The organism is Fictibacillus sp. NPDC058756 (assembly GCF_042746035.1).
Taxonomy (GTDB): Bacteria; Bacillota; Bacilli; order Bacillales; family Fictibacillaceae; genus Fictibacillus.
Map to the genome: position 1 here is coordinate 2,891,655 of NZ_JBHYPU010000001.1, position 16,106 is coordinate 2,907,760.

20 protein-coding genes are annotated in these 16,106 nt (G+C 41.0%); all 20 read right to left on the reverse strand.

The window, feature by feature from the left end:
* Nucleotides 1-3 precede the first annotated feature (3 nt).
* Nucleotides 4-1,410 (reverse strand): bifunctional metallophosphatase/5'-nucleotidase, encoded by a 1,407-nt coding sequence (locus ACFW35_RS14855; RefSeq protein WP_379846815.1) that lies wholly within the window; start codon nt 1,408-1,410, stop codon nt 4-6.
* Between the two features lie 19 nt (nt 1,411-1,429).
* A complete protein-coding gene (locus ACFW35_RS14860; RefSeq protein WP_379846816.1) occupies nt 1,430-1,822 on the reverse strand; it encodes a VOC family protein in 393 nt (130 codons plus the stop codon).
* A 23-nt stretch (nt 1,823-1,845) separates the two neighbouring features.
* Nucleotides 1,846-2,244 (reverse strand): GNAT family N-acetyltransferase, encoded by a 399-nt coding sequence (locus ACFW35_RS14865; RefSeq protein WP_379846818.1) that lies wholly within the window; start codon nt 2,242-2,244, stop codon nt 1,846-1,848.
* Nucleotides 2,245-2,256: 12 nt separating this feature from the next.
* Nucleotides 2,257-3,009, reverse strand: a complete 753-nt coding sequence (locus tag ACFW35_RS14870) for a sugar phosphate isomerase/epimerase family protein (protein ID WP_379846820.1) — start codon at nt 3,007-3,009, stop codon at nt 2,257-2,259.
* Between the two features lie 25 nt (nt 3,010-3,034).
* On the reverse strand, nt 3,035-3,493 hold the full coding sequence (locus ACFW35_RS14875; RefSeq protein WP_379846821.1) for a GNAT family N-acetyltransferase: 459 nt from the start codon (nt 3,491-3,493) through the stop codon (nt 3,035-3,037).
* A 13-nt stretch (nt 3,494-3,506) separates the two neighbouring features.
* Entirely contained in the window at nt 3,507-4,277 is a 771-nt protein-coding gene (locus tag ACFW35_RS14880) for an alpha/beta hydrolase (RefSeq protein ID WP_379846823.1), read from the reverse strand.
* Between the two features lie 297 nt (nt 4,278-4,574).
* Nucleotides 4,575-5,432, reverse strand: coding sequence for an MBL fold metallo-hydrolase (locus ACFW35_RS14885; RefSeq protein WP_379846825.1), 858 nt, complete (start codon nt 5,430-5,432; stop codon nt 4,575-4,577).
* 54 nt (nt 5,433-5,486) lie between these two features.
* On the reverse strand, nt 5,487-6,425 hold the full coding sequence (locus ACFW35_RS14890) for a VanW family protein (RefSeq protein WP_379846826.1): 939 nt from the start codon (nt 6,423-6,425) through the stop codon (nt 5,487-5,489).
* Between the two features lie 421 nt (nt 6,426-6,846).
* Entirely contained in the window at nt 6,847-7,818 is a 972-nt protein-coding gene (locus ACFW35_RS14895; RefSeq protein WP_379846828.1) for a ring-cleaving dioxygenase, read from the reverse strand.
* Nucleotides 7,819-7,915: 97 nt separating this feature from the next.
* Complete coding sequence (locus tag ACFW35_RS14900; protein ID WP_379846829.1) at nt 7,916-8,242, reverse strand: YnfA family protein; 327 nt, start codon at nt 8,240-8,242, stop codon at nt 7,916-7,918.
* 76 nt (nt 8,243-8,318) lie between these two features.
* Nucleotides 8,319-9,284, reverse strand: coding sequence for an L-histidine N(alpha)-methyltransferase (gene egtD / locus ACFW35_RS14905; protein ID WP_379846831.1), 966 nt, complete (start codon nt 9,282-9,284; stop codon nt 8,319-8,321).
* Complete coding sequence (egtB, locus tag ACFW35_RS14910) at nt 9,281-10,555, reverse strand: ergothioneine biosynthesis protein EgtB (RefSeq protein ID WP_379846833.1); 1,275 nt, start codon at nt 10,553-10,555, stop codon at nt 9,281-9,283. Before egtB ends, egtD begins: the two co-directional genes overlap by 4 nt.
* Before the next feature lie 576 nt (nt 10,556-11,131).
* Nucleotides 11,132-11,413 (reverse strand): DUF3817 domain-containing protein, encoded by a 282-nt coding sequence (locus ACFW35_RS14915; protein WP_379846835.1) that lies wholly within the window; start codon nt 11,411-11,413, stop codon nt 11,132-11,134.
* Between the two features lie 197 nt (nt 11,414-11,610).
* Nucleotides 11,611-12,246: an SCO family protein gene (locus ACFW35_RS14920; protein WP_379846836.1), complete on the reverse strand. Its 636-nt coding sequence runs from the start codon at nt 12,244-12,246 to the stop codon at nt 11,611-11,613.
* A gap of 33 nt (nt 12,247-12,279) precedes the next feature.
* Complete coding sequence (locus ACFW35_RS14925) at nt 12,280-12,696, reverse strand: PepSY domain-containing protein (protein WP_379846838.1); 417 nt, start codon at nt 12,694-12,696, stop codon at nt 12,280-12,282.
* Nucleotides 12,671-13,123: a response regulator gene (locus ACFW35_RS14930; RefSeq protein WP_379846840.1), complete on the reverse strand. Its 453-nt coding sequence runs from the start codon at nt 13,121-13,123 to the stop codon at nt 12,671-12,673. Before ACFW35_RS14930 ends, ACFW35_RS14925 begins: the two co-directional genes overlap by 26 nt.
* Complete coding sequence (locus ACFW35_RS14935) at nt 13,116-13,937, reverse strand: sensor histidine kinase (RefSeq protein WP_379846841.1); 822 nt, start codon at nt 13,935-13,937, stop codon at nt 13,116-13,118. Before ACFW35_RS14935 ends, ACFW35_RS14930 begins: the two co-directional genes overlap by 8 nt.
* Before the next feature lie 83 nt (nt 13,938-14,020).
* Nucleotides 14,021-14,917: a manganese catalase family protein gene (locus ACFW35_RS14940; RefSeq protein ID WP_379846843.1), complete on the reverse strand. Its 897-nt coding sequence runs from the start codon at nt 14,915-14,917 to the stop codon at nt 14,021-14,023.
* 179 nt (nt 14,918-15,096) lie between these two features.
* Nucleotides 15,097-15,291, reverse strand: a complete 195-nt coding sequence (locus tag ACFW35_RS14945) for a 4-oxalocrotonate tautomerase (protein WP_379846845.1) — start codon at nt 15,289-15,291, stop codon at nt 15,097-15,099.
* Nucleotides 15,292-15,304: 13 nt separating this feature from the next.
* Nucleotides 15,305-16,105 carry a 2-keto-4-pentenoate hydratase gene (locus ACFW35_RS14950; protein ID WP_379846847.1) on the reverse strand — a complete coding sequence of 267 codons (801 nt, stop codon included), beginning with the start codon at nt 16,103-16,105 and terminating at the stop codon, nt 15,305-15,307.
* Nucleotide 16,106: the final 1 nt, after the last annotated feature.

Below are 16,106 nucleotides of genomic sequence, written 5' to 3' on the forward strand. Positions count from 1 at the left end.
ACATCACACCGTTGTTTTTTTTGCCGCAAATTGTTTTTTCATATAATCCATAAGTACATCTTTTATCATGATATCTTTACCGAGTTCGATCAGTTTGTTGCCTATAACACTCGGATAACCGCAGACCTCTTCATACAAGAGTGGTGTTCCCGTCCCGATTTTATACGTTTTTGTAAAATCGATCTCTTCTCCGTTTACACGTATATCTGACACACCTTCACCCTCTCCGGTCCAGCTTATTCCAGAAAACTGAAGCTTGCCAATTGCAATCCCATGCGGCCGAAAACCGCCTCCGTAGACGCGTTTGTTTGTCACATCCTCTATGTATGTTTCTTTGATGAGACCCGCAATCTGTTTCCCGGTTAGCTCCATGATGATTGGTGTATGCATGCTTTTACAAACGTTCAGAACATTCTCCTTCGTTATTTTCCCGCGGCTTAAGCTATCTGTGAAACCACCACCATACATGATTCCTGCATCTGCATTCCAATACTCTTTTAAACTATGAGCTGTCATCGTCACAAGCTGTTCGTGTGAAAGGTCATCCACTGATTCTGTAAGGACTTCTGATAAAAATTGTTCTGCTTGTATTCTTCCGTTCTTCAGCACTTCTTCTAAATCAGGATCGCGTTCATCTTCCAAGCTTATCTCTGCTAACTTGCCATAATGATCGGTAACTTTCTTAGTTTTAAGATCCACAGTGATCGTTAGTTCCCCTACATATTGACCATAGCATCCAGCCTGTACGATGATTACATCTGAAACGATCTCCGGCTGCAGCAAAACGTTATGTGTATGGGCACCAACAATTACATCCACCAATCCAGAAAGGTTCTCTGCTAGTTCACGGTCAGCCTCGAGTCCCAAATGAGATAGAAAAACAATGAGATTCGATCCTTCATGTCTTAATTTGTCCACTTCATTTTTTATTTCTGTTAAAGTGTCCCGGTTTTTAAAACCATGTTTGCTCTCATATAGATCTTCAAACAGATCAGTCGCACCAAATAAACTGATTTTCAGATGTTCTCCCGCTTCAAGCATGATCGATTTTTTGGTGCCACCTATTTGTGAGCCATCCTCTTCTCCAAGATTAAGCAATAACCAAGGAACTTTTGAATCTAAGCTTAATTGCCGAATCTTTTCTTTTGGCAGACGAAGCAGCTCGTTATTGCCAACCGACATCGCGTCATAGCCCGCAGCTGATACCATATCGAGATGGATGTACCCATTTGTTGCAAGACACTCATTCATGCTCATGTCCATATGATCACCGCCGTCCACGACGATAACGTTTTGATTTTGACTCAATAGTTCCTGCTTTCTTTTTTTAATAAAAGCAGACTGTCTTGAAGCTAGGTCATAATGTCCGTGCAAATCATTGGTGTGAAGAATCGTCAGCGTTTCTTTCATAAAACAACCCCCGTTTTTGTTAGCAGTTACATATCATAACAACATTTCCATCAGGATCTTCCACATTGAACCAAGCGACTTCCCCATGCCACTCGATCTCACGGATAATCTTGATGTTTTTTTCTTTTATGTCGGCGTAAGCTGCGTCAATGTCTGGCGCATATAAATTAAACATCGGCCCTGAACCTGGCGTGCGATGGAACGACGGATCAAACGTGTGGTCATCAAGGGATAAACCGGTTTGACCAGTGACAGGGATGTTATGAACAGGTGACTGTACTTTATCCATATCAATCGTTATCCCGAGCAGCTTCGCATACCACTCTACTGACTTTTTCAGATCAGACACGTGAACAAAAACATTATTAATGTGACTTTGAACCGGAGCAATGCTTGTTACTTTTTCACTCATAACAGATGCCTCCTAATAATTTGTTATTCCTCATACGTTTTGCGAAAACCATAAAAAGGTCTGAAATTCTTTGCTTCATAGAAAGTATGTGATGTACTTGATGCGAGCATTTCCATTCTTGCTCGCGGATACAAACTATGCAAATACTTTAAAAGCTTTTCGCCTAACCCTTTGCCTCTAAATTCTTCTGAAATAAGCATTTCACAAATATAAATCGTGACATTTTTGTCTGTTAGACCACGAATGTAACCTGCTGCTTTCTCGTCAGGTCCGACTACGACATACGCTGCATTTGAATTTTTCCATGCATCAAATGTTTCTTCATAACGCTCAACAAGCTGATTCCAGCCTTCCTTTTTGTTCAGTTCCTGTATTTCCGAAAAGTATTCTTCAGAGAAAGGTACAATCTTTAGTTCTTCCACTAATCTATCTCCTTATAAAAGTGCTTTAATGTTCTGAACCCCTTTTTCAACTTCCATAAGCGGATTACCTTCAAAATACTCCTGTTCGATAACGCAGTAATCTATCTTTTCTTCATCCGCAAGCTCCAGAAATCCTCTCATGTCCAAAAATCCTGAACCCGAGATCGTGCTTACCTTTTTATCGTCTTTTGTTGTCATATCTTTTAAGTGAAGGGAAACACAGCGATATTTATATTTCTTTAATAATTCTTCCGGTTCAAACCCTGCATATTTTGCCCAGTATGTATCAAGCTCCATTTTCACAAGTTCAGGGTCGGTTTCTTGAAAAATAACATCAAACGGCAGTTTTCCTTCAAACTTATAAAACTCGAAATCATGATTATGATAAGCCACCCGAATTCCGTACTCTTTGCTTCTAACGCCCGCTTCGTTCAGCGTATCAGCTACCCGCTTATAATCATCAATCGACTGCCTTTGTTCTTCTGTTAAATATGGCATGATCATCAAGTCGTTTCCGAGCACCATCTGTTCTTCCATATGCCGCTTTAATGCATCTCCTGAAAAACGGTCCAATGGAATATGTGCACCCGCAACGGTCAGACCGGTTGAGTCAAGCACTTTCTTCACTTCTTTTGCTGATATTCCGAAAAGGCCAGCAAACTGAACACTGTCATAGCCCATATCACTAACTTTTTCCAATGTTCCGAGCAGATCTTTTTCAGCCTCTGATTGTATGGAGTATAGCTGCAATCCGATTTTACGCATGTTTACCCTCTCCTTTTTTATTCGATTACAAAATTTTGTTCATCGAAACAGATGCCTGCTTAAACCCTGATTTCCTATAAAGTTCAATTGCATTTTCGTTGCTTCCGAACACATGTAAACCTAGTGATGCTGCACCAAGCTTTCTGGCTTCTTCTTCAAAAAAACGCAGCGCTTCACGGGCAATTCCCTGTTTTCTAAAATCATTAAGGATGTAAATATGATAGAGAAATGCTTTTTTCTCCTCTTTCATAACATGAAACCAAAGGTAGCCTGCGAGTCTTTTTTCACTCTTAATATGATAAAGATATTGTCCCTCTGTATTCTCTTGATCTGGCAGCAAGCTTTCGATCTGCTTTTCTGCCTTTTCGTTTGCCTCTTCCATCGACATCAGATAGTGCTCAGCCGTATCTTTTGCGTAATCAGGAATCATAAACCCTATGTAGCTCTGAAACTCTTTATTTTTCATTTTTTCAAATGAGATCAATACTTTCAGCTCCTTATTTCAACAAGTATTCAATGATTCCGGGCATTCTTTCACGCCAAGCTGATTCATGATGCTTTCCGCCCTCTGCTACTTCAAAGCGTACTTCAATACCCTTCTCCTTGAGCTTTTCGTATACTTTTTCTGAAGAACGGATGTAATGCCCTGCATCGACTTTTGATGTATCTTCATCAGTTCCAATATCCATATAAAACTTTTCTACAGCACTCAAGTCACTTTCTTCTATGAAGCTTTCAATTTCCTGCTGGTTAAACCAAAACGCAGACGACAAGCTAGCTATTCTGCTGTAAATGTGAGGATAGCGGCATGCGGCATAGGTTGAAATCAGCCCGCCCATTGAACTCCCTGCCATTAAAGTCACATCGGGTTTCGTTCGGTACTTTTCATCAATGAACGGCTTTAACGTATAAAGCAAAAATTCAAGATACGCTTCCCCTTTTCCTCCAAAAACACCATCTATCTGAAGCAGCTCTGGTCCAACAGAAGGGTTTTCCCAAGGACCATATTCATTAAGGCGTTCAAATCCTTCATGATTGCAGTCAATCCCGACGATAATAAGATGTGTTTTACTTTCTTTCAGATAGTCAGCAAGACCCCAAGATACGCCATAACTAGCACCTTCATCACGAAAAAGGTTTTGCCCGTCATGCATATACAAAACGGGATAGGTTTCGTCAGTTTCCTCATAACTGGCTGGAAGACAGACCCGAATTTGTCTTTCAATACCACCGAACTGTTCTATCTTAATCTTAAATTCTTGTATCATCTTATTCTCCTAATCTTGATTTTCTTATTTTCGCAATCATTGATGCCTGGCATTTTAAAAAAACTTCATTGACTAGTTGATCGGAGCGCAAGGTGCGAGACTCCTCGAAAATAAAAATCAATTTTCTTCGTGCGATGTAACGCTGCCGAAGCCTTCCTTGTCCTGCGGGATCAGCGGGACAGGTGAGACCCTGCAGGCTTGATTAGCCTAGGGGGCTCACCGCACGCCCCGCGGAAAGCGAGTATCCTGGAGCGGAAATCAACCACTTTCCAGGACCTTTAGAAAAGTTGCTGTAAGTTATTGATACAACTCATAGCCATTCACAAAAAACTGAATCGTCTCGATTTCATCTTCATTCAGTTCCCGGCCGATCCACTCTCTATAGGCTTCTGTAACGGCTTGCTTTTCCCCTTTAAATTTTTCAGTGAGATTCGCCACACTTCTTAATGTCTTTGCCTCTTGGTTATACTCTGATTTTGAAACTGATTTCCAATGAGAAAGAATATACGTTTCTGCATCAAACGTATCTATAACATCCAAAAGCTTAATTGTGTTCGAGACTGTATAGTTATTTCGCGGTGCGTACATGTTCGCGTATATGCAATCTGCCAAAAATACAATCTTTTCTTCTTTTATGTAGACGATTGAAGAATCCGTCGTATGATCTCCCCCAACATGCTGTACGATACATGTCACACCGCCAAGATCAATTTCTGCTTTTTCATCAAACGTAATTGTTGGAAGCTTAACAGTAATCTTTCGGTATTCTTGGAATTCGTTCTTGATAGCGGTTGCACAAAATTCAATTTCAATCCCTTGCTTTACCCTCTCATCCAGCGCTTCATCTGACCATGAAAAAGGCATGAGTTCTTTCATTTTAGCTTTCGTTTGGCTGGATGCAATTGACGGAAAATCTAAGGCTGACATGCCAAAAATATGATCCCAGTGCCAATGCGTAATAACAGCAAGACCCGGCTTGCGTATGCCTTTTTTACTTAATTCTTCTAAAAAGTATTTTGCATGATTTTCTGAGTTCCCAGCATCGATCATCAGCGTCATATCATCTCCAACAACTGCCCCTAAAATCGGTCTGTCTGTTTCAGAGACAGGTGTTTGATACCAAAACCGTTCGCTTAATTTCTCCAGTGTTTGCAATACTTTTCATCTCCCCATGAAACGATCTGTATACTTCTTAATTGTACATTTTTATTATCTTTCTGGGTTAGAAAGATGCACATTCTGCTCGATATGGATTTCTTTCGGCAGACTGGTTGGTGCATTTGGTACTTTTTTTGTTTTCATATTAATCACATCAGAGGAATATAGCTTGACCATCATACTTCCTCCATATTTTTTAGCCCTGATTAATATAGGCTGATTGTATTGGTTCTCAAATTGAAAATCAGGACCGTACCAGCTGACCGTTGCATCTCTGCCAGAGGGAACATACGGAACCCTTTTGCTGTGAGAATAACGCTGCACGATCTTTAATCCTGCCCGGTCAACCGCATTAAACAGTGTAGAAGACACTTGGCAAATACCTCCGCCAACACCTTCAGATAATTCACCCCTGACGATAATAGGAGCACGCATATATCCTTTAGCTATTGTTCGATTTCCTACAACTTGATTAAAAGAAAAGGTTTCGCCTGGGAAAACAACATGACTGTCTAATGCTTTTGAAGCCAGTTCAATATTGTTGGAACGGCTTTTGTTGTTAGAATTAAAATAGGTTATGTATTGTCCAATCTGCTGAGTTTTAATATGTGCAAGGAGCTCTGTATCCACTTTTGGATAGATGTTAACTTCCGGGACATCTATCTTCGCAAAGCCTTTACTGAAAAAATAGGTGTAAAAGCTTTCTTTAAACATGAGCCGATTTAATTTGTAGCCTACTTCTCCAGCAACGACACCTCCGACATCATTGATCTTGGCGTTAACAGGGGCTTTGTAGGTTTGTTTCTCGAGCTTATCTACAAATCGGTCGTATTTTTCATCATCGATCATTGGTATTCCTGGAATCGAGGCAGAAAATTGAGTGCGATTCACCTCAGCGATTATTTTCCCTTGCTGGTTCACTGTTAAGCTATCAGGCTGATTGACGGGCTGCGCGATTATTAACAATCCAGTTAACCACTTTATGAACATTTTAGTAACTCCTCCACTCTTTTAAATAGGCTGTTTTCGTTGTTGTTTTTGAAAGAAGTTGATCTCCGTTTCAGGATGCTCGCTTTCCGCGGGGTGTGCGGTGAGCCCTCTCGGTGCTTTTGCACCATGAGTGGTCTCACCTGTCCCACTGATCCCGCAGGACAAGGAAGGCTTCGGCAGCTTAACATCGCACGAAGAAAATATGATTTTTATTTTCGAGGAGTCTCGCACCTTACACTCCAATTAACGTGCCAATGGAGGCAAATTACAAAAAAACCACCCAAAACAACAATCTTTTAGAAAAGGTTATATAAGTCATACCTAGCGTTTTTTACTTTTTCCTAATTTGCAGTTTTTATTACAGATTTCAATAAAAAACGCCTGAATCAAAGTTTGATTCAAGCGTCATTCCTTATTTTATTTAAGCTTTTGTATTCAGCGGCTTAAGTCTTGCTTCTATTTCTTCACGCTGCGGTTCCAAAAACGGCGGCAGCGCGAGTGATTCTCCAAGATGCTCCAATTCCTCGTCTGTATCAAAACCTGGTCCGTCAGTCGCAAGCTCGAAAAGAATGCGATTAGGCTCCCGGAAATAAAGTGATTTAAAATAGAAGCGATCGACGAAACCAGAGTTAGGAAATCTTGATGTTCTTACTTTTTCAATCCATTCACGCAGTTCATCTTCATTATCCACACGGAACGCAACATGATGGACTCCACCGCGTCCAAGTCGTTCCTGCGGCAGATCTGTGCGTTCTTCAATATGAACCTCAGCTCCTGATCCGCCTTCTCCCGTTTCCAAAACGATAATATCAGGCTGTCCTGAAACTTCTGCAGAGTATGATCCGCTTTTTCGGAACCCTAAAAGTTCTGTCAGCACTTGTATGGTTGGCTCAGCAGCAGGAACAGTTAAACGGACAGGGCCAAGTCCGATAATCGCAGTTTCTTCTGGAGTGGTACTTTTTCTCCAAGGTTTTCCGCCTGCTACCCCTTTGTTCTTTTCATCAGAAACTAAGATCAGGCGCTGTCCTTCGAAATCACGGAACGCGAGAGTCTGCCGTCCTGCACGGTCCTTAATTCCTTCTGTTTCTATTCCATGTTCTTTTAATCGGTCTTCCCAGTAGTTTAATGCGGCATCATCTTTTACACGAAGAGAAATCGCAGAAATCGAATTGTTGCCGTCATGGTTGCGGCCAGCCATCGGGATCTCAAAAAATGTGAGCTCTGTTCCCGGATTTCCTTTTTCATCGCCATAAAATAAGTGATAAACACTCGTGTCATCCTGGTTCACGGTTTTCTTGATCAGTCTGAGCCCCATCACTTCTGTATAAAACTTAAAATTCTCAGGAGCTTTTGCGGTAAGAGCAGAAACATGATGAATTCCTTTAAGTTCCATCTACAAAACCTTCTTTCACACTTTTTCTATATTATCTGCTTTTTTGTGAAAAATGCCCAATGAAACGGTCCGGTGTTTTAGCATATTTACAAAAATGTTAACTCCTCGGCGCCCAAAGCATGACAGAGACTCCTATTAAGCAGATTCCTGCACCAAGCCAGTCATACATATCCGGTGTTTTCTTGTCTATCAGCCAGCCCCATAGTACCGCTAATATGATAAATACACCACCATATGCTGCATAGACCCTTCCGAACGTCGGGAAATTCTGCAAGGTGGGGATCACGCCATATGTGACTAAAATTAAACTTCCAGCTAATCCATATGTAATCGGCTTAGATTCCCGGAGCCAAAGCCATACAAGATATCCTCCGCCAATCTCTGCAATTCCAGCGATTATAAACAAAAAAATGGCTGTAAACATCTTGAACCTCCCTTAAAGCATTCTCCATTCATTGTAAAAGAAAAAAGACCGAAAACAAAATTCGGTCTTTTTACCTTTATATAACTTCAAGATAGTGAATGGTGAACCACTGCCTTTCATCACACCAGACTTTTTTTGGTTTAAATCCGCACATGGCAGCGATCTGGTGGAACTCTTTAATCGTAAATTTATAGGAGTTTTCTGTGTGAATGGTCTCTCCTTCTTGGAAGGCAATCTGTACGTCACCAATCGTGATCACCTGATTCTTCAAGCTTACAAGATGCATCTCAACCCGGCCTTTTTCCGCGTGGTAAAAAGCATGATGGCTGAAGTCTTCAAGCTTAAAGTTTGCCAGCAGTTCACGGTTTAATCGATTGAGCAAATTCAAATTAAAATCACGTGTAACTCCCTTTTTATCATTATAAGCAGCATTCAAGACTGCTTGATCTTTTTTCAAATCCACTCCAATCAATAGACCTCCGCCTGGTTTTAATAGTTCAGCCGTTTGTTTTAAGAAATCCTCCATTTCGTGCGGCTCAAAATTTCCAATTGTTGAACCTGGAAAAAATACAACTTTTCGTTCTGATTCAAGTTTTGGCATTTCAAATTTAGCGGTATAATCCGCTGAGACGGCATAAACGTTTAAGCCCGGGTATTCCATTGATAACGCCCTGGCAGATTGATATAGAAAATCTTTTGAGATATCGATCGGCACATATTCTTTCAACTCTGGCATCGCCTCTAAAAGAGTTCTTACCTTTTCGCTGCTGCCGCTTCCAAACTCAATGAGTGCACTGTTTGTTCCTGCTGCATTCGCCATTTCGCTTTTATACTTATTTAAGATAAATAATTCTGTGCGTGTCGGATAATATTCCCGCAGCATGGTGATCGATTCGAAAAGCTCGGAACCTTTCTTATCATAGAAGTATTTGGGTGAGATTGATTTAGGTGATGATTTTAAACCGTTCAAAATTTCAATGTACATATCTGTTTCGTTTTCATTCCCGACATGATAATGCACGTTCTGTTTAACGGTTTTCATGATTGGTCCTCCGCTAAACGCAATCCGCTGAACTGCCACCTTTTGTCCGCTTGAAAGAAGTTGCGGTATGTCGGACGAATATGGGATTGTGAGGTTGCACAGGATCCGCCTCGTAAAACAATCTGGTTGCACATGAACTTCGCGTTGTACTCACCAAGTGCACCCTCAAGTGGTTTGCTTCTTGGATAAGAGTTGTACGGGCTGCTCGTCCATTCCCATACATCCCCATAAACTTGTTTAAACGGAGCAAGAGTCTCTGAACGATCCACAACGGGGTGATAGCACTCACTTTCCGCAAAATTGCCTTCGATTGGAATCGACGCCATCGCATGTTCCCATTCAGCTTCAGTCGGGAGCCTTTTTCCGCTCCATCTTGCAAACGCATCTGCTTCATAAAAACTGATATGACAAACCGGCTCATCCAGGTTGAGTATCTTTTCACCTGTTAAGGTAAATGTATACCAGCCGTCCTCGGTTTTTCTCCAATAAAGGGGGTGCTTCCACTTCTCTTTTTTTACGGTTGCCCAGCCATCAGACAGCCAGTGCTCCGGCTGCTCATAACCGCCAGCTTCTATAAACGAGATATATTCACCATTCGTTACAGGATGAGAAGCCAGCCGGTAAGGCTCAATCCATACTTTATGACGCGGCCGTTCATTATCGAACGAAAAACCTGCACCAGAATATCCGATCTCTACAAGACCGCCTTCAATATTGATATACGTTGTTTCGGTATTTGATTGTGGAAGCTGGACAGTCTTAGGTTCAGCATATTGAGGCAATAAGGGATTGCAGGAAAAATTATATTTCACATCTGTTAACAGAAGTTCCTGATGCTGCTGTTCATGCTGAAGACCGATTTCGATCAGATCGTGTATCTCCTCAGGAAGCTGACTTTCATATTGATTGATAAGGTGAATGATGGCTTCGTCAACATGTTTACGGTATTCATAGACTTCATCCATCGACGGCCTGGATAGCACCCCTCTGGAGTGACGCGGGTGATAGGAACCGATCGTTTCATAATAGGAGTTAAATAGATAATCAAACTGGGGGTTATACGGGACATAAGAAGAATCGTTTTCTTTTAAAATAAATCGTTCAAAAAACCATGTTGTATGGGCAAGGTGCCACTTTGGAGGACTGACGTCAGGCATAGCCTGAATGATCGTGTCTTCATTATGAAGTTTTGAAGCTAGTTTTTCTGATAAGGACCTGACCTGTTGATATTGTCCGCTTAACTTTTCAACTGCAGCATGCTCAATCTGCATAAATATCCTCCCTTAACTTTTCATTTCATGACATTGCATCTAGATATATATATTGATATCGTTCAGTCGTCATTCCACTTGAGTAAAAAGGTTTATCTCGCTTTTTTCTTTTGGCCGTTTTCGTAATCTTGTTGCTCCTAGAAGTGGTTGATTTCCGTTGCAGGATGCTCGCTTTCCGTGGGGCGGGCGGTGAGCCTCCTGACGCTATGCGCCATTAGGAGTCTCACCTGTCCCACTCGTCCCACAGGAGTCTCGCACCTTCCACTCCAATTAACTTGTCAATGAAGAGTGGTAACAAAATACTCAAACGCAACAATCTTTTAGAAAAGAACCTTTCTTTTAAAGAACATATTAAACTATAAATAACCGAAATATAGGAAATTAAAACAATCTAAACGATTTCTTAACAATATAGGATGCTATAAATGCAAAGAAGCTGGATGAGGATGTGTACTTATTGGAGAGAAGCGAATAAAAGTTTTTTTGGGACCGTACAAAAAAAGAGGATAACCGTACAAAAATTTATACTTAATGAACAAAAAGGGAATATCCGTAAAAGCAGACATCCCCTCTCATTTAATCTCTTAAAAACTTACGGTCAAAGATAAAAGGACCAAACGGCACTACTGATGAAAGTCCAGCAAGAAAGGCTCTCATAAACGGCCACTTTTTAACGTTCCACACATAAAGAATGGCTAAGGCATAAAGTACAAACAGAAGACCATGCAGTGCTCCGACAATCGTTACCGCAATCGGCTGATCCATGAAATACTTTAAAGGCATCGCAACAAAGAGAAGGATAAGGAATGACCAGCCTTCTAAAAATCCAATTGTTTTCAGCATTTTAATTGGGTTCATAAAATAATTACCTCCAATATTACAATTCTATCTTTAGTTTTATCATAAATCATATAAAGATAGACTTTTTAACCCAAACTATTGTGTGAACAAAAAAGGATTGTTGGGGACAGTCCCCAAACAATTTATTTTCCCTTCCATTCTTCAGTATTTCTATAGGGTGTTTACTCCATTTCAACCTACACAACTCACCTGTTTTATTTTTCCGATAGTTTCTTTATGTCCTTTATGATCTGTTCATAAGGAGTATTTTCCACACCGTCATATCTGGATACCACTTTTCCGTTCTGATCAACTAAGAAGAAAGATGTTGCATGGATGAATTGATCAGAGTTCGGGTCTGCCGTAACAGGAGTTTTAAATGACTCTTTCGCAAACTTTTCGATTTCCTCTTGGCTGTATCCGCCTACAAAATGCCAACTTGAAAAATCAGCGTCATAATTCTCGCCAAATTTTGTTCTTGCTTCTGCATCATCACGCTTTGGATCTATAGAGAAAGAGACAAAATCCACATTAACGTTTTCCTCTTTTGCCATCTGCTGAAGTTTCGCCATATGTGCCGTCATCGGCGGACACACGGTCTCACAGTTAGTAAATATAAAGTTTGCCATCCATACTTTCCCTTTTAAATTTCCACTTCCAAATGCGTCATCATTTTGATCTTTAAAAGAAAACGACTGAACGTCCCAGTCTAATGACTGAGACGATTCTTCACTGCTATTCTCATGTTGTTTATGGTCTTTATGCTCATCATGTGATCCGCCTGAACCACCGCATGCTGATAATGCAGTCAGAACAAAGACTAAACTTAAAATCATCATTATTTTTTTCATTATCTTTCACCTCTAATATTCAATTCTACTTTTTCACGATAACCAATCTTGCAGTGGTTTAACCTTAGGAATAACAAACCGATCCATTAGAAATACAATGATAAAGGAAATTCCAGCAAGAGGCATCAAGACTCCCGTTATGATCATAACTCCGATCAGCCACGGTTTTAGCTTTTTATCAGATTTTTTTGGTACGCCTAGTCTTCCTGCAGGCTTTCTCTTTTTCCACATGATCAGGGAAAAGATTACGATCGCGACTAGTCCCAGTGCAGCAATTGTACCTAACAGCTGATTTGCCAGTCCAAAATAATGACCTTCATGCAGGGCTATTCCAATGGAAATGGCTTTTGCCATCCAGCCATAATCACTGAACCTAACATCCTCAACAATATCGCCATTATACTGATTAAAATAAACCGTCGCTTCATTTTCCGGCTTGTGCTTGTCCATCTTTTTTAAATTCTTTCCATATACGGAATGCCATCTCTTTCGACATCGGAATTTCATCTAAGGAATAAGCTTTTAATCCGTTAAGCATGTCTTCTGTGTTTAAGTTTTTCAAAAGATATCCTTGAGCACCGCGTTTTAAGGCTTCAAACCAATCCGTAATATCGTAGGAAACGGTCATAATAACGATCTTAACATTCGGGAATTGTTTTTTTATTTCTTTTGTCGCATCAAAACCATTCATCTTCGGCATGGAAATATCCATCAGAACTAGTTCTGGCAAAAGTTCTCTAGTTTTCTCGATCGCCTGAAGTCCATTTGATGCCTCCCCGACAATTTCGAATTCTTTCTGACCTTCAAGTATCTCCTTAACTCCTTCACGTGCAAGCAAGTGGTCATCTGCAATTAATAATCGGACCGGCTTATTCATGCCGTCTCCTCCTTTTTAATTGAAATAAAAGTAATTCCGCTTGGCTTACTATATTTAACTTCCAATCGAGAGATGATGCCCTATCCTGAATGATTTTTAAACCATATCCATCCGTATTTTGGTTCTGATCAAATCCCGTTCCCTTGTCCAAAACGGTGCATGTCCACCCGGTTGCCTTTGGTTGTGCTTCCACCCATACTTCATATGTTCCGGCATGTTTGATAACATTAATAATCGCTTCTCTTACACATGCAAACAACTCAACTTTTTCTTTTGATGTAAGATCCTCATCAGTCAGCTGCCAATCTCTATGTATTGTAAGATCATGCTGACTTTCCATCTCATCAAAAAAGGTATTTAAGGATTTGGTCCACGTAATATCTGATTCAGCAGGCACACATCGAAGGTTTTGAATGGCACTCCTCGTATCTTCATGTATGTGCTGCAGTGTCTTTTTTAGCTTGTTATATTTCTCAGAATCTTTCACTTCATTTCCTAGTTTATTGACTTGTACGGATAGGAAAAAGAGTGACTGTGCAATCCCATCATGCAGCTCTTTAGCGATTTTTCCGCGTTCTTCCAGCACTGCTTTTTTAGCACGTTCTTTTTGCAATTCCTGCTGCATTCGCTCCAATCGGCCAAACAGGATATTTAAAAAATATAGTGTAACAAGAAATACGATAAAGGCAGACATCCAGTTTCCCGCATTCATAGATATATAGGGCAGCAGCACCGTATGCCGGATATATTCCCACAACCCGACAGAAATCGTTGGAATCAATAGAATCAGCCATTTTATTTGTTTATATGTCATAAAGGCAAGTCCCTTCAATTGAGTTCATTCGAAATAAACATTTAAAATATAACATATAAAAACCGGACGCATATTGCGCCGGTTTAGGTAATTCCTGCATTTTTCTTTAATCTTTCATAAATTTGATAAAAATCTTCCTGCGAGATACCTGGTGCAAACTCTTCTGATATCGATCTTAATTCAGGCATAGGAGCACCTTCTGGAGCACCGATTACGGTTTCCAGCTGTCCTCCTTGCGGATGCTGGCCTGCCCAAATTAATGCAATATCCCTATAATCCGTATCACTGAACGTATAAAGTTTCCGGTGAACACCTTCCGCCTCAAACTTTCTCGTCGTCTCAAATGCGGCGTTTTCGAGATCCGGAACAGGCAGCATTTTTTTAATATCTACCCCTGTTACCATTTCAATCGCTTTTGCGTAAGCAAGAACGTGAACGCCGCCGCGAACGAGCAGATAGCCTATCATTTCACGTGCTACTGGGTTGGTTGTCATTTCATATACTCTCATTTTGTGGGTCCGCGCCCCGCATTCCAAGAAAAAGTTATGAAGCAGATCCAGCAGTAAGTTGCCGCTGCTGAACACATAATCTCCATTCCATGGTTTCCCCATCGAATCAAACGGAAATGATGTTTGTGCGGTTGCAATAAAATGCTGCGTGTTTCTTTTGTCAGTAGCTGCCGCCATCGGTGCCGAATTCACATCACCAGGCTGCGTCGTACCGTAAATCATTAGATTAATCGTATGGGAAACGAGTTCAACATGGCCAAATTCTTCTGCAGTAATACTTGAAACGAGATCAAAGAACGGCTTAAGCTTTCCCCTTTTTCTAAAATTAAACGATTGATACATATAGTTATTGAGCGTAGACATCTCCCCGAATCGCCCGCCTAATAGCTCTTGAACAGCTGCTGCTGCATTCGCATCAGGGTTCACAGGTGTCGGCAATTCGATGGCCAGTCTGTTAAAACGCTTAATCATCAAGTTCCCTCCTCACGATAGCATATCGCTTAAAGGTATGAGAATTGAAGATTGTACTATTCCTGTTTTACAAGAGTTATGAGCTATTCATTGAAGTTGCGCTCGTAAACTTCCAGAACCGCTCGTAAATCTCAAGAACCGCTCGTAAACAAAATTTTTTACAAAAAAAAGACCCTTTATCATAAAGGGCCACAACTTTGCTTTGGTTTCCCGCCTACTCCCCAGTGTTTGTTCGGAACTTCCTGAATCAGTACGCGTACTTGCTCTTTTTTAACATCTAAACTTTCAGCAGCTGCATTGGTTAAGTTTTCCATCAGCTCACTCAGCTGCTCGTCTGTTCTGCCTTCTATAACATGTACGTGAATAATCGGCATCTGCAAATTTCTCCTATTTCACATATCTGGAAGACAGCGTGACAGAACCTAATCCGTCAAATTGAGCAATAATGGTGTCATCCATATCAAATGCAATTGCTTCTGATAATGCTCCGCTCAGTACGATATCTCCTTTTTTCAACCCTTCGCCGCGCTTAGCGAGCTTTTGAACAGCCCATGCAACAGCTTCTGCCGGGTGACCGAGAACGGCTGATCCAGCACCTGTTGCAACCATTTCGCCATTTTTGCTCATAACCATTCCGATGCTTGCCAAATCCAGCTCCTCCGGCTTCACCATCTTGCTACCCAATATCAATTTCGCTGAAGAACAATTATCTGCTACGACATCTGGCAGTGTAAAACGGAAATCCTTATAACGGCTGTCGATCACTTCAATGGCCGGCACAACATACTTTACAGCTTTCCTCACATCATCTGCCGTTACATGTTCCCCCATCAAATCTTCCTTCATAATAAATGCAATCTCTGGTTCTGCTTTTGGATGAATCAGTCTGTGCTGCTGAAGCGGCTCCCACTCGAAAGCAAGCATGTCACTCAAAAGATATCCATAGATCGCCTCATGAACGCCCATCATTTCCTGTTTCGCCTTACTTGTCAGACCAAGTTTGATTCCGAGCCGTTTTGTTTTCGTTTTCTCCATTCTTCTTTCAATCAGCTTTTTTTGCAGATCATACGCTTCATCAATAGACAGACCAGGGTACTGATCGGTTATTTTCACTACTTCTTTCACGTCGCTTTCTGCACGTAAAAGGTAATCGATCACTTCAATATCAGACCTTTTCGTTACTGTCATG